Source organism: Schlesneria paludicola DSM 18645 (assembly GCF_000255655.1).
Classification (GTDB): domain Bacteria; phylum Planctomycetota; class Planctomycetia; order Planctomycetales; family Planctomycetaceae; genus Schlesneria; species Schlesneria paludicola.
The window spans coordinates 3,310,052-3,324,738 of the sequence record NZ_JH636434.1; the positions used below are offsets into that span (position 1 = coordinate 3,310,052).

Consider the following 14,687-nt stretch of genomic DNA (forward strand, 5'->3'; position numbering starts at 1 on the left):
AAACAAGCCCCGTTCGACGTGTTGATCGTCGAACGGGGACTCGTTGCAATTTGATCATCGTCAGATGACAGGGCCGATTTTCAGGTTTTCAGACCGAGTTCCTGATGTTGTGACTTCGACGAGGCGGTATATCGCTCGAAGGCGGCTTCGTTGCGAACCGCGCTGACTCCTTGGAAAACCATTCCGAAGCTACGACGATGCCGCGTCGTGGACTGGTTCGCATTCGCGCGGTGAATCGTATTGCCGTGGTGGATCAACACGTCGCCCGGCTTTGCGGGCACCGGTGTTTCGCGGGCTCGATCCAGATCGCTGTAGTCGGAGACCCCTTGCGAGAACCCCAGCGTCTTCGTGCGATTGTGCGGACGAATCCCTTCGAGGTGTGAGCCTTCGATGTACCTCAGGCAGCCGTTCTCTTCATCGACATCGTCCAGCGCCAGCCACATCGTCAGAACCTGGGGTGGTTCGAGGCAGAAATAGTAATTGTCTTGATGCGGCGGAGTGGGATGCTGGGTGCTAGGGGGTTTGTTGAACCATTCCGCACCGTGCACCCAGGCCGACTCGCCCAGCAAGTTTTCGGCGGCAGCAGTCCAGAGCGGGTGCTTCAAATACTGGGCAAAGAATGGATCTTGCTGAATCCGATTCATCTGCTTCAGAGTTTCAGGACGCGACTTGTCCTCGTAAAAGGCATCGCCGTCCGGCAAGGTGGGAACCACTTCGCGCACATAGCGATCAAGATTGTCCTTCAGTTTCTTCAATTCATCGGGGGGCAGAAAACCCCGAATGACGACGAAACCATTCGTATCGTATTCATCCTTCAAACTCGCCCAGTCCATCAGAACAGCTCCTTGGAGAAACGGACGTTTGATCAATCCACTTTTCGCGGTGGCCATAAGCCAGGGTTTACGATCGTCTCGGGAAGTTCCGGAATGGCGGGGGCGATCCTCGACAGCAAGTCTGTCGGTAACGGCCCCCGGTTCACCATCGCCAGATTGTGTTCAACTTGCGCCACGGTTTCCACGCCAGCCAGCACGCAGGTGACATCATCGAACGACAGCATATAGCGTAAGGCCAGTTCGGCCAGATCCATTCCTGCGTCCGCCGCGAGCAATGCCAGGCGGTGTCGAGCGGGCAGTACGTCGCACAGTGCCGGCGGAATGTCTTCGTCCGGCATCACCAGGAGCCCTTGCAGATACACGCTGCGAATGAAAATCGCCACGTCTCGCTGACCGGCCGCTTGGAAGACACCGCTTCGGGGATGCCGAGGATCGAGAATGTTCGCGGGGATTTGGAGGGCCGAGAAATGTTCGTCCGCCACAAACCTGGCAGCGGGGCCGGGCCGGTTGTCGCAGGAAACACCGTAGTACCGCAACCAGCCTTTGGCTTTCAGTTCCGCGAGCACGTTTTGATACGTGGCGTCGGCCTCACGATGAAAGAGAACCACCGGCAGGCAATCGAGCCTGAGGCGTTGTCGCGATTCACTGACCGATTTTTCAATGGCGATTCGTGCCGCCTGTGGATCGGCGAGTTCCGCAGGCGTGAGAGCGCGGACTTTCGTGACAATGGTGACGCGGTTGGCCGCGCCCAGCTCGTCGAGGGCGCGCCCCAGAACGTCTTCACTCGTTCCATAGGCCGCGGCGGTGTCGAAGCAATTGACACCGCCTTCGATCGCCGCCGACAGCATGTCGACGACATGGCGAAAGTCGGGTTGCCCTGTTCGATTGGCCACTCCATAAGGCAGTCCGAATTGGACAGTCCCCAGCATCAGGCGGGAGAGGTGGAACTCTTTCCAGGCTTTGGTCAGCATGCCGTACGACTCCCGTTGATGGAAATCGGCAGAGTGATCATGCGCATTGTGCAGAGCGAACGCGTGTGCTCTGGCGGCAGGCCTTGGGAGGAACGCGATCCTCTACGAGTCGCGACTAAACGAAACGCAAGAAGAACTGTCATGTGACGAAGACTGTACCAATGGGTCATGACAACTGTCCCGACGCTTCGATGGGCCAGACCTCCACCACACGGCCGTTTTCATGCACGACGATCTCGCGATAGAGATTGCAGGTCGTGCAGGCATGGCTGGGGATCAGATGGAGCACTTGTCCAATCTTCCAATCGGGAGCCTTTTGAATCACCACATGTTCTTCGGCCAAAAAGAACGGGACTTCGATGTCTGGAAAACCACGAATGGCCGGGACACCGAATTCCCCCCCTGCACCTTTGACGCCGATATCAAGTACCGCCTTCTGCGGGGCAGGGCGGCTGATCACGCGAACCAAGACCGACAGGGCAATTTCGAACTCAGGAATCAGGCGATGATACTGGCGGTCCATCGTCGCATAGGTTCCAGCCTGCACCTCATCAACACCGTCCATCACACCGGTGATGTCGTAAGTCGCGCTGGAACAGCCACTGATGCAGCCGACGGGAATTCCAGCCGCTTCGATCAAGCGCCGGGTGTCCACAGCCAATTGCATGGCCGCGCGGGCCTTTGCTGTTCGCTCGGCGCGATCCACGACATTGACAAGATGTCCTTCAAACGCCTGCAGACCTGCAAATCGGATCCCCGGCAGATCAACGATTCGACGCGCCAACTCAAGAGCCGGATCTCCGCAGGGGATGCCACAGCGGCCCATTCCGATATCGACCTCGATCAGCAGATCGACGTTGACACCGGCTGCTGCGGCGGCCTTCGAGATGGCGAGTGCTTGTTCAACATGATCGATTGCAACCGCCACGCGAGCCTGCTTTGCCAGTCGGACCAGTCGGGCGATTTTCGGTTCACCCACCACCTGATTCGCCACTAGGACGTTGGTGAATTCGTGCGCGACCAGAATTTCAGCCTCGCCCAATTTGGCACACGTCATCCCCACCGCACCGGCCGCCATCTGCCGTCTGGCCAAGGTCACGCACTTATGATTCTTGAAATGCGGCCGCAGCTTGGCAGGACGGTTTTTGAAGAAATCCGCCATCCGAGCCAAGTTTCGATCCGAGATCTGTCGATCCAAGAGCAGCGTAGGCGTATCAAGCTCGTCCACGGTCAGCCCAATTCGCGGATCGGGCGTGGAGGGAGCTGCTATTCCGGCCATGGAGACTTCTCCGTTGAGAGTGAATAGATTACGGCTTTGGAACTGGTGTACTCGTGGACGGTTTCTTCGTAACCCAATTCCGCGCCGATTCCGCTGAGCTTATATCCAAACACGGGGACGTTTGGACGCAGTGCACCACCACCGTTGATGGTGATGCGGCCAGCTTTCAATTGACGAGCCACTCGCAAGGCGCGGGTGCCGTCGGTCGACCAGATATTCGCCATCAGGCCAAAGTCGCAATCGTTGGCGATCCGGACAGCCTCAGCTTCGTCACGGTACGTCAAGACGCTCAGGACCGGTCCGAATACCTCTTCGCGGGCGATCGTCATGGGAGCTTTGACGCCGTCGAAGATCGTCGGGGGAAAAAAGCAATTCTCCGTGGTCGTCGGCACGGGCCCGGTCAACACGCATCGCGCCCCTTCGCTTTTCGCCACGTCGACATAGCGTTTGACGGTGGCGAGATGCTGGGGATTGGCGAGGCACCCCAGTTGAATATTGGGATCGGTGGGATCGCCCTGTCGCAATGACTTCACTTTGGCGACGATGCGTTCGAGCAGGTCGGCATGCTGACTTTCATGGACCAGCAATCGCGACCCGGCGACACAGACTTGTCCCAGGTTGAAGAAGATTCCCGTGATCACACCATTGACGACGTTCTCAATCGGGGCATCCGGGAAGACCAGACTGGGGGTCTTCCCCCCCAGTTCGAGCATCACGCCTTTCATACCGATTTTGGCCGCTTCGAGCATCTGCACGCCCGTCTGATGCCGACCTGTGAAGGTGATCTTGTCGATCCCACGATGCCGGATCAGCGGCGTACCGGTTTCGGCCCCGGTCCCGTGAATGACGTTGATCACGCCTTCGGGGAAGCCGACTTCCTGGGCGAGTTCGGCGACCATCAAAGCCGACAGTGGCGAGACTTCCGACGGCTTAAGAACCACCGTGTTTCCACATGCCAGAATCGGCGCCAACTTGATCGCCAGATTGGTGAGCGGAAAGTTCCAAGGAACAATCGCCGCGATGACACCCATTGGCTCGCGAAACTGCATGGTGACGTTATCGGGCAACGTCCCGTAACACTTCCCCGCGATTTTGTCCGGCAATCCGGCGTAGCTCTCGAACAGATCGGCTGCGCAGGGAACGTCAAACCCCCGAGTATCGCGAATCGGCTTCCCCACATTCAGCGTATCGGTCATCGCGAAGTCGTCGAGCCGTTCGCGAATCTTTTGTGCGAGCTGATAGAGCATCCGTCCACGAACGAGAGCATCAAGTCGCGGCCAGGGGCCTTCGTCGAACGCCCGACGCGCGGCAAGGACAGCTCGATCGACATCCTCCGCTTCCGCGATGGCGACGGCGGCCAGCACTTTGCCGGTGGCGGGATTCATGACATCCCACGTTCGGCCAGCCGATCCGTCGACCCACTTTCCATCGATGAACAGTTGATTGGGCCAGGCTTTCATCAGGAGACCTCGCTGGAATTCAGAACAATCAGGGAAGGAAATGAAACGAGTAGAGATCTGCGTCTTTGAGGGCGATTCGCAACCGGATGGCTTGGCCAGCCAGCGCACTGACATCGGCGCCGGCCTTCCATGCCACTTCTCGATCGATTTCGTTGCCGATTTGCTCACGGCAATCCGCCAGAGTGAAGCCTGGGAACGGCTTTCCGCCGGCGTCCTGCAATTCAAACCGCACTCCACCGCCCGCGGACGTGGCAAAGTTGATTCGCAGACTCTTGCCCGAGAACACTACCGGCTTTGTCACCAATTCGCCCTCTTTCACACCCGCCCGCACCGAGGCGAATCCGTCGAGTCGCAGGGAATATCGGCGAACATGGGCGGTCGGCTGGGCGTAATCCTGACTGACGTAAAGAGACAGTTCGGTCGGGCTGGTTTGAATTAGATTCAATGCAGGATAGTTGGTTCGCGAAACCCAGTTTTGTGGTCCGATTCCGGGTTTGATGAATCCTTCCAGAAACGTGCGATCGTAGATATGACCGCCACGGGTACTCATCAGGATCGCATCAGACGTATCTTTGAAATAGTCGGGATTCACATGAATCGCCTGTGCTTGCTCGGCCGTCAGAACTTGCCGATCGGGAAAGAATCTTGCGGCAATGGCCAGATAGATGTGCGGCGCCCGGAAGTAAGGCGAAGTCTGGTTCGTATAAAGGTGCTCGGCAGGGGCAGGTCGCGCGCCTGATCCGTCGTCGTGCTGTTGTTCCATCATCTCGGCAGGCGCCCAGTTCACAAAATCAGGACTGGTCGAACGAGCGATCCGGCGAAGTCCGTCCCACACGCGAAAGTAACAGACAAATGTCCGTTCGTGCTCAGACCAGAATGCGAGATTCTGGGAATCGAACAGGTGTGAGAAAGGGAACGTCATCTGCTTCGGCCCCAGAATGGGTTCCTCACGCAGTTTCTTCCAATGAATTCCATCGGCCGAGACATAAGCAAACAGCGCCTTCCCGGTCCCCCCGATCGCCTTATATCGTTCATCGGCGGCAACGCCTGGACGAGGATCGATCGTCGGACAAAAGTTGTGCGTGACCGGTGCTGCGTCGGCCAGGACAATGTTATTCGCGCGGCTTCCTTCAAACTCAAACAGGCCCAGTTCCGGCTTCGTCCACTTGATACCGTCACGCGATTCGGCCGTGCAGGTCCGTTCATGCGGACTACCATCCGGCCCCAATTTGGAGATACCCCGGTAGAACATCCGGAAGCGATCATGATCCTTCAAGATCGTGACGTAACCCCCGTGCGGTCCTTCCCACGGATGGTCAAATCGCAACACGGAACCTTCGTCGCGCGGTTCGTGCAGTCGGAGTTCCGCGTTCGTCAAAGTGTCGATCAGAAGTCGATCGACGAACAGTTCTCGCCGTGATCCAATAAAGGTGCCCGACTCTGTGTTGCTGGCCTGCGCCCACACGAGCGACGAACCTGAAACAGCGCTGAGAACGGCCATGACCGCCCAGCGCCGAAACATCACCGCGAAAGATCCGGTCGAACGCATCTGCTGTCGCCCCTCAATGAATCGGTCGATCATCGCTACGACGTCGCCAGGCGAACGCGTCAATTGAACGATGGCACAGAACCCACCCTTTCAATCGAGGAAATGTTCGCCGCGGCAATGGCCCGTGCAGTATGAAGTCCCCGGCAGCGAGATGCAATTCGCCGCGAAACCTCACCCTGTTCGGAACACCGCACCGTTCGAAACACTGCAGGTGGCGATGCCGTTACCGCCACATCAGGGCATCACGGGCGGCGCGAGCGGTCTGCTCGGCCTCATCGACGTTGTCAGACAACACGGTCAGGTGGCCCATTTTTCGACCGATTCGTGCGGCCTGCTTGCCGTACAGATGCAACTTCAAATTCGGATGCGCGAGCGCAGCGGGCCAATTCGGCTCACCAGGCTCCCAGACATCGCCCAGCAGATTCGCCATGGCAGATGGCGAGCGAAGCTCTGACGAACCGAGCGGCAAACCACAAATCGCGCGCACTTGCTGCTCGAATTGGCAGGTCACGTGGGCGTCGATCGTCAGATGGCCTGAATTGTGGGGTCGCGGTGCCGTTTCATTGATCAGCAGTTCGCCCGAGCGTGTGACGAAGAATTCGACGCACAGGACCCCGACGACGTTAAGCGATTCGACCACCGCGCGGGCGATTTCGATTGCTTGCTTCGCGACCGATGCAGGAACCCTCGCCGGACAGACGGACACATCCAGGATGTGATTGTGGTGTGCGTTCCCGATTGGACCGTAGCTAACGAACTGGCCATCGAGTCCGCGTGCGGCGACGACGGAGATTTCGCAATCGAAATCGATGAACGATTCCAGAATGGCTTTCGGGACGTTCAGTGATGCCCAAGCGGTGGCGGCGGCATCGACCGATCGAATGACGACCTGGCCTTTGCCGTCGTAGCCCCAGTCGGCGGTCTTCAGAACGGATGGGATTCCCTGCTTTTTGAGTCCAGCGAGGAGTTCGTCGACCGATGTCACAGAGACAAACGGGGTGACGGGCAATCCCGCATCACGCAGAAACGTTTTTTCTCGTAGACGATTTTGTGACGTGTAGAGCACACTGCCGGCCGGGCGAACGGGGCCGAACCGATTACAAACTTCGGTGGTTTCCGCTGGCACATTTTCAAATTCAAATGTGACGACCGAAACGCCTTTGGCGAATTCCGCCACGCGATCCAGGTCGTGGTAGTCGGCTTGAATTTCAAGATCCGCCACCTGCCCCGTGGGAGTCTCGTGATCGGGCGACAACACGTGAACGCGATAGCCCAGGCGTCGCGCGGCGATCGTGAACATGCGACCGAGTTGACCGCTGCCGAGCACACCCAGGGTGGCGCCGGGAAGAATTGGTTTTGTCATGGGAGCGTATCTCCCAATACGCGATCTCGTTGTCGTGTTTGGAATTCGTGAAGTTTGGTTCGTAGCTCTGGCCGTGATGCGGCCAGCACACGTACTGCCAGCAGACCGGCGTTTTTCGCACCGGCTTCGCCAATCGCCAGGGTGCCGACGGGAATCCCCCCGGGCATCTGCACGATGGAAAGCAACGAGTCTAATCCGTTGAGGGCTTTGCTTTGAACGGGGACACCCAGGACCGGCAGGACGGTTTGCGACGCCACCATGCCCGGCAAGTGCGCCGCACCACCGGCCCCAGCGATAATGACTTCCAATCCTCGCGTTTCGGCGGCCGCCGAGTATTCACACATCAGTTCCGGGGTCCGATGCGCAGAAACGATCCGGCACTCGTGCGGCACGCCGAATTCCGTCAGCATTTCGGATGCATGTCGCATCGTTTCCCAATCGGATCGGCTACCCATAATCACCCCGACAAGGGGGGCGGGCGGGCTGGAATCGGTCATCAATCGTCCTGTCGGCGCGAAAAACAGAGGTCGTCAACTTGCCCGAATGACAAGCTTTTGCAACGTCATGTTGGCGATTCTGTCCGTAAGTTCAAGCGGCCATCGGCGAAAGTTCAGGATCAAGCAGACCGGATCGACGTTTTCTGTCCATTTCGTCATGAATGGAAGCGATTGAAGAATTCGTTAGACCGCGATTCTTCGTCGCCTCAAAATTCTTCGACGAACCGCGACTTGTCGCGGAGCGCGGTCTTCACTTGTCGGTCTCACTGCTCGTCGGATATCGCGTGTAGCCGATGCCTTGCTTCTGTGCCGCTAAAGGCCGACGTCACCGCTGGTAGATGGGCAGCAGTTGATATGGGGGCGTGAGCGACAGAACGACGAGTGAGGTTGTGTAGGTGTTGCCGAACATTTGGTCGCGATGCGATTCCGCAGGCCATGATCCGTCCGCGAGTTGATTCTTGAGCAGGACCCGCATCAAAGGCGGGTAGAAACGAGCCCAGTAGTTACCGCCCAATTGAAACATGCCCTGACTGCAGTAGTAGACACTGTAATGATAGCGTTCCTGATCCGACTGCACGCGGTTGTAGTCGTCGAAAGGATGTTCCAAAACCCATTCTCCCGCGGCCTTGGCCATCTCAGTTTGATGCTCGCCCCCCAACGAGAGTGACAGAATTCCGCTGCCCACGATCGCGCGTGTCGTGTTATCGCCGGGCGGCAGCCGACAGTACAGAAACGATTTCAGGTTGGGATTGAATGAGCGGCGGACATAGCCCATCGCGTCATCGATCCACTCTTTACTGACGTCGAATTCGGCATTCCGTGCGGATCGTAGGAACATCAATTGCCACGAACTCATCGACAAATCGGCATCGCTTTTCAGCGTTGTGTAGGCGCCCAGGTACCGCCATCCTCCGCGATCGCCTGCATTCCGCTTGGGTCGCAATTGATGTTCACGCGTCAACGCCAGCGCCAAGTGAATCGCCTGTTTGATCCGCGTCTGCTGTTCGTGCTGGGTCATCCCGTAGACTTCGCTAAGCATCAGTCCGGCGATGGCATGGTTGTACAACCCGGTGTGTGACGGTGTGCCATACTGCCAGATCTGTCCAATCGGCAGGCTGAATAGCAGACCATTTTCCTGCTGCTGGCTGAGGACAAAATCAATGGCTCGCTCGAGTTGAATCCCGTACCGTCCCTCGCTTGGGACATGTCCGCGAGCCAGAAATGCCATGACGCAGAGGCTGGTGATGCCCGGCTGACCCAAATCAGGAGCCTGGAACGACCCATCGGACATTTGCGTCGTCGCCAGGAACGCCAGAGCACGATCGACGGAGGCGTCGAGTCGATTCCATTCGACGGACGTCATCAGATCGGACGTCGGCTCGGCGGGCACGGGCTCGGCGGCAACTCCCGAGATCGCAAGCAGGCAACCCGTGATGATAAACGTGCTGCGAAAGTTGATTCGCTCATTCAGTTTCACTGGAACGACCCCGTTCATCTGAAAAGCTTGGCGTTCAACGTTGGAAAATCGGCAATAGTTGATAGGGCGGCGTCAACGTCAGAACGGCGAGGGACGTCGAATAGACGCTGCCCAGATAGTCCTCGCGAAGTTCCGCGGGCCACGATCCATCGCCGAGTTGATTGTCGAGCAGCGTCCGCATCATCGGGGGATAAAAGCGAGTCCAATAGTCTCCCCCCAATTGAAACATTCCCTGACTACAGTGATACGCGCTGTAGTGATAGCGTTCGTGGTGGTTTTCCGTGCGGTTGTACTGATCGAGCGGACGTTTCAAGATCCATTCACCCGACGCCCGGGCCATCTCGGATTCATGCTCGCCCCCCAGCGATAGCGCCAGGATCCCGCACCCCGCGACAGCACGCGAGTGGTGCGTTTCAGGTGCAAGCTGAGCGTAGTGGAATGTGCCCGTACTCGGATTGAATGATCGCCGGATATAGGCCATCGCCTCGTCCATGTACTCTTTCGGCACATCGAATTCCGCATTCCGGGCAGACCGCAGAAACATCAACTGCCAGGCCGTCACCGTCAGATCGGAGTCGTTCGGTAGATGAGGGCTTCCGGCAAGATATCGCCAGCCACCTTTGTCGAACTCCGTCCGCTTGGGACGTTCTTGCTGCTCGCGCGTGAATCGGACTGCCGACTTGATGGCTTGCGCGATTCGCTCGTGCTGAGTGGATTCCGTCATGCCGTACACGTCGCCGAGCATCAAACCCGCGATGGCATGATTGTAAATTCCCGTATGTGATGGCTTGCTCCCTTGCCAAACGGGTTCGATCGGCATCGCAAAAATCAAACCGTTGTCCTGCTGCTGAGCCAGCACATATTCAATGGCCCGATCGAGCTGGGCTCCATATTGGCCTTCGCGCGGTGCATGTCCGCGGGACAGGAACGCCAGAATGCAAAGACTGGTAATGGCCGGTTGCCCCACGGGTGCGGTCGTGAATGCCCCATCCGGTGACTGTCGCGAGGCCAGATAGGAGAGCGCGCGATCAATGGCATCATCCAGACGTTTCCATTCGGTTGAGCTCAGCAGATCCCGTTGCGCTCGGGTACGAACACGTTCCCCGGCCCGCACATCAGCCAGGTGTCCGAACGGCAACAGCAGAATCATCACGGACGCGATGACGATGCGCAGCGACCATGTTGCCCAGTCACGGCTCATACGGTTATTCCGCGCGAGGCGGCCCTTTATTTCTGAGTTTTATCCGATGGGCGACCCAACCAGCGAAGACTCACTTTTTCGGTGCAGGCGTGGTCTCACCACCCGAAATCATTTCAAAATAGTGCTCGATGGCCGATCGGTATTTTTCAGGCGGTGACTGCCCGCGCACTTGTTTCAGGCCATCGTCCAGCTTGGAAGCCAGGGTGTTCCAACGTGGATTGACATGGCGACCACGACCGGCATTCTGGGCTTCGGCGCCTGCCGCGACCGCGGCATCGGTCAGTCTTTTCTTGCGAACAACCGCGGCTTTTTGGAACTGACCCGCCATCCGCTGTGCGTTCTGTGCCTGTGCTTGAGCTCCCGAGGCCATCATCCCGCCCATATTGCCTTTCGAGGGCGACATCCAATCCTTCACGATGGAAAGATTATTGGGGCGACAGCAGGGGATCCCCAATCCTTCGGCGGCCAGCTTTTCGTCTTCCAACATCGCGAGCAATTCCTCGATCGATTCTGGTTCGACACCATCAAGGCTTGGCTTCGTGTTGACGGGTTGTGCGTCGAGATGGGCGATGATGGCTTTCAACAGCACGTCAAACTGCTGCTCGGCCGTCGCGAATCGTTCGATCGCTTTTCCCTGGTGCTCGATTGCTTCATTTAATTGATGCTCGGCCAAAAGTTCTTCCACCGCAACCTGCTCGACAAGCAGTTCGTTCTCGAGCGTCTCGCTCATCTCTTTGGCCATTTGCGCAATATCGGGGCTCAAGCCAGACATCCATGATCGCAAGTTTCCAATCTTGTTAGTCATTTCGGCGGTGTCGTTTGTCAGCCGGGATTGGTCCACCAGGGCCAGTGTATCCCATTGTTTGTCTTGAAACGCTTTTGCTTTGGTGATCCAACCAGAAACCAGTGTGGTCAGTTTTGCCGCTTCTACCAGTCGATTCGTGACATGCGTCATCAGCTTCGGCAAGTCAGGATGTTCATCTGCGAGACTGGACAAATCGGCTTCAAGCGTTTGCAGCAAGTCATAGACCTGCTTCGCTTCGGCGGTCGCTTCCTCGTTGGTCGCAGCCTTGGCTTCCAATTGCTGTGTCGCCACAGTCAGCTGCTCTAGCTGCTGTCGTAAGGAGCGGACGAATTTCTCGTCCTGATTCAGATCCTTCGGCAGCCACGTCTCGAAGTTTTCGGACATTGTTGCAGTCGCCTGCCGAATTTCATCGGCTTCTTCGACCAAGCGCGTCTTCCAGATTTGACCGATATCCGCATCGGCGGGGTTCTCTTTCGCGGCCGCGAAGGCCCGGTGTTCTTGTTGCAATTGGTCTTGTTTACGTGCGTTGATCGTCATCTGATCGCGAAGCGAGTCCGCATCGAGGCGGGTTTGGGCCATAAACCGCCGCAGCAGGTTTGGATCTTCCGCAAGCAGTTTTGCAAGCTGGGCCTGGATGTCGCGTTTTTTCTCGAGCAGTTCCTTCAACTTTCGACGGAACTCGTCATCCAGATCAAGTTCCAAGAATTTGCGATTCTGTGGATTGATCGTCGGACGTGAGTTCCCCAGCAGCTTGAACGAATCTTCCAGAAAAACCTGATGCATCTTCTTGATATGCTCCATCGCATCGGCGAGCTGGTGATTGACTTTCACGCCTTCATAAGTGCGAGTGAGTTTGGCCAGCATCTCGCGAGCGCGACGAATGTGGGTGAATGAGACCTGCAGGTCTTGCGCCTGTCGATCAGGTTCGGCCTTTGCGACCTCACGCAGGACCGTTGTCGCCCGGGACATGTGACGTTCGTCGATCTCGGCCAGTTGCAGGGCCATAAAAGCGTACGGTGTCGCGGAACTCTTCGAGGCCAGTTCAACTGCGACTTCGCTTGCTTTCGTCAAGTGTCCAACGGCCTTTCGAACGGACTGATCTAGCGACTGGTCCCAGGCCGAGTTCTTCGCGAACTGATCGATCAGAGTTCGATTTTCGAGTTCGCCGTTGCTTAGTGCCGCGTCCAATCGCTGCAGAAAGTCTTCGATTGCAATCTCTAGTTTTTCACGCATCTGACCTTCGAAGGAACCGGCCCATTCATCGATCTTCAAACTTTTGGGGCGACAACTGGAACATTGCCCCAGGGCATTTCGACGCGTCATCGAATCGGCAGGACGTGGTGCAATTTCTTGACGAACTTGTGGCGTTTCTTCGTCCTTGGATTCGTTCGGCTTGGTCGAGGCAGTCGACTGCGATGGAGATGAGGCCGAAGACTGCGATGATTGGTCGGACTTTGGTTGCCCTGGATTCTGATCCTGCGCCGGGTTGGTGTCGTCGGCCTTTGCGATCTGGTCAGATTCACGGGTCTCGGCCGGCGCACTTTCGGCAGTCGCGTTCTCTGTCTCCGACTTCTGGGCAGGGTCTTGATTCGACGTGTCGGCAGAGGAAGCGGACGATGATGGTGGACTCGCCTTGGCAGTGGCGTCGTGTGATTCTTTCGGATCGGAATTGTGATTCGATGCGGGCTTGCGATCTTTCGAAGCCATCTGATCCCCGACCGCGGAACTGTCCTTGGTATCGAAGACGCGAACGGAATAGCTGAGCTGTGCGCCGCGTTTGAGTTTCAGGTCCTTTAGATCGAGCTGCATCTTCCCCTGTACCTCGGGTTCGCCCTGCTGATTTCCCAACGGGATCTCGATCACCTGTAGTGGCTCGGCATCGGGATTGGTCTCGTCTTTAACGACAAGTTCCGCCTTGGCGATCCCAAAGTCATCCTTGGCCGTGAACTCGATGGCGATCTTGTCGTCAGGACGCACAACGACATCATCAAGCGGACTGGTCAGATTGACGGTCGGAAATTGATCGGCGTACGTCACGATCTGGCACGTGGGTGGCTTTTCATTCTTCAGCCCGTGTTGACTGACCATCTGAACGGTGAACGAAAGGTCGTCCTTGAGCTCTTGTTCAAAGTGAAACACTCCGTTCACATCGGCCACGACAGGAATCGAGGTCTGGTCCGAAAGGACTAGGCGCAATTCCTTCAGTGGCTCGCTGGCCTGAATGCTGAGACGCAGGCGGCTTTCAGCGAGAGCGCGTGATCGACGTGGCAATCCATTTTGCTGAACGATCGGAAGCCGGCTATAGGCAGGAGGAATGATCTGAAAATCGACGCTCTCGATGCGCGGACGTTCTGCGATCGCGACCTGCTGCCAGGGCGATTGTCCGTCACCGGCGCGAACGCGAAATTCGAATGGTCGCTCGACCGAACTCAGATGGAACGCGAAGTTTTCCGGCTGATTCGCAACGGGAACCATCGGCAACTTTGAAACATGTCCGGCATCGTCCCGAATCCAGATCGTCGCCTCACGCCGGATTCGATTTTCAAGCCGCGCAATGATCGTGGTGGATTCAAACTTGGGAACCGTCGACTTCATGTCAGGTGTCGTGACCTTCGTCAGACTGATCTCGCTGGTCGGTCGCCAGAAGCGTTGCCACAACACCGACATCTGCGATGCATCGACGAGCCATGCACAAAGCATGACGGCGAGTGCGCCCACCAACCAGTTCGCGTTGGACTTCAGTCGTCGAGGTGAAACGACCTGCAGAGGATCGACGAGGTGACCAAGGTGCTCGGCCTCGTGTGCGACCTGTCCGATCAGAATCGACGATCCGCGGACCTCAGGGGGATCGTGACTGTTGGAAAGATCCGTGATTGTGGTCCAGCGTTCTTCCAGTTGCGGAACCGAGGCTTCGACCATTCCGGCAACGTGCGGCATCGACGGCCGAATCAGCAACGGCCGCAACACGTATGCGGCGGCACCCAACGTACCGCAGATCAATGCGGTCAAAGTGATCAGCACGCGAATCATGAGAGAGAACGGCGTCGACAGCCAGTCCACAGCCATCGCCCCCAGCAGCAACACGCAAAAGAGCGTCGTGGAGACGAGGGCTCCCGAGAGCACGCGCATGGCTTGTTCGCGTCCACGAACGGCATTCAGTTTTCGATCGATCAAGCGCGGCACGACAATTGGTGAGGTGGACATGGTTGCCCTTTCAGATCCGGCGGAACGCTTGACGCTTTTTCGATCGGC

General features: G+C 57.4%; 10 protein-coding genes. All 10 read right to left on the reverse strand.

The window, feature by feature from the left end:
• Nucleotides 1-80: 80 nt before the first annotated feature.
• The 10 genes from OSO_RS43795 to OSO_RS0116285 all read right to left on the reverse strand — a co-directional run bounded on the left by OSO_RS43795 (nt 81) and on the right by OSO_RS0116285 (nt 14,639).
• Nucleotides 81-833, reverse strand: a complete 753-nt coding sequence (locus OSO_RS43795; protein ID WP_063710413.1) for a phytanoyl-CoA dioxygenase family protein — start codon at nt 831-833, stop codon at nt 81-83.
• Between the two features lie 32 nt (nt 834-865).
• Nucleotides 866-1,804 carry an aldo/keto reductase gene (locus OSO_RS0116235; protein WP_010584294.1) on the reverse strand — a complete coding sequence of 313 codons (939 nt, stop codon included), beginning with the start codon at nt 1,802-1,804 and terminating at the stop codon, nt 866-868.
• Nucleotides 1,805-1,970: 166 nt separating this feature from the next.
• Nucleotides 1,971-3,083 (reverse strand): DSD1 family PLP-dependent enzyme, encoded by a 1,113-nt coding sequence (locus tag OSO_RS0116240; protein ID WP_010584295.1) that lies wholly within the window; start codon nt 3,081-3,083, stop codon nt 1,971-1,973.
• Nucleotides 3,071-4,543, reverse strand: coding sequence for an aldehyde dehydrogenase family protein (locus tag OSO_RS0116245; protein WP_010584296.1), 1,473 nt, complete (start codon nt 4,541-4,543; stop codon nt 3,071-3,073). Before OSO_RS0116245 ends, OSO_RS0116240 begins: the two co-directional genes overlap by 13 nt.
• 28 nt (nt 4,544-4,571) lie before the next feature.
• Nucleotides 4,572-6,092, reverse strand: coding sequence for a glycoside hydrolase family protein (locus OSO_RS0116250; protein WP_237729292.1), 1,521 nt, complete (start codon nt 6,090-6,092; stop codon nt 4,572-4,574).
• A 223-nt stretch (nt 6,093-6,315) separates the two neighbouring features.
• Entirely contained in the window at nt 6,316-7,455 is a 1,140-nt protein-coding gene (locus OSO_RS0116255) for a 5-(carboxyamino)imidazole ribonucleotide synthase (protein ID WP_010584298.1), read from the reverse strand.
• Nucleotides 7,452-7,952 carry a 5-(carboxyamino)imidazole ribonucleotide mutase gene (gene purE, locus OSO_RS0116260; protein ID WP_010584299.1) on the reverse strand — a complete coding sequence of 167 codons (501 nt, stop codon included), beginning with the start codon at nt 7,950-7,952 and terminating at the stop codon, nt 7,452-7,454. Before purE ends, OSO_RS0116255 begins: the two co-directional genes overlap by 4 nt.
• A 325-nt stretch (nt 7,953-8,277) precedes the next feature.
• Nucleotides 8,278-9,429, reverse strand: a complete 1,152-nt coding sequence (locus OSO_RS0116275) for a prenyltransferase/squalene oxidase repeat-containing protein (RefSeq protein ID WP_157605214.1) — start codon at nt 9,427-9,429, stop codon at nt 8,278-8,280.
• A 34-nt stretch (nt 9,430-9,463) separates the two neighbouring features.
• Complete coding sequence (locus OSO_RS0116280; RefSeq protein WP_010584301.1) at nt 9,464-10,630, reverse strand: prenyltransferase/squalene oxidase repeat-containing protein; 1,167 nt, start codon at nt 10,628-10,630, stop codon at nt 9,464-9,466.
• A gap of 70 nt (nt 10,631-10,700) precedes the next feature.
• Complete coding sequence (locus tag OSO_RS0116285) at nt 10,701-14,639, reverse strand: hypothetical protein (protein WP_010584302.1); 3,939 nt, start codon at nt 14,637-14,639, stop codon at nt 10,701-10,703.
• Nucleotides 14,640-14,687 lie beyond the last annotated feature (48 nt).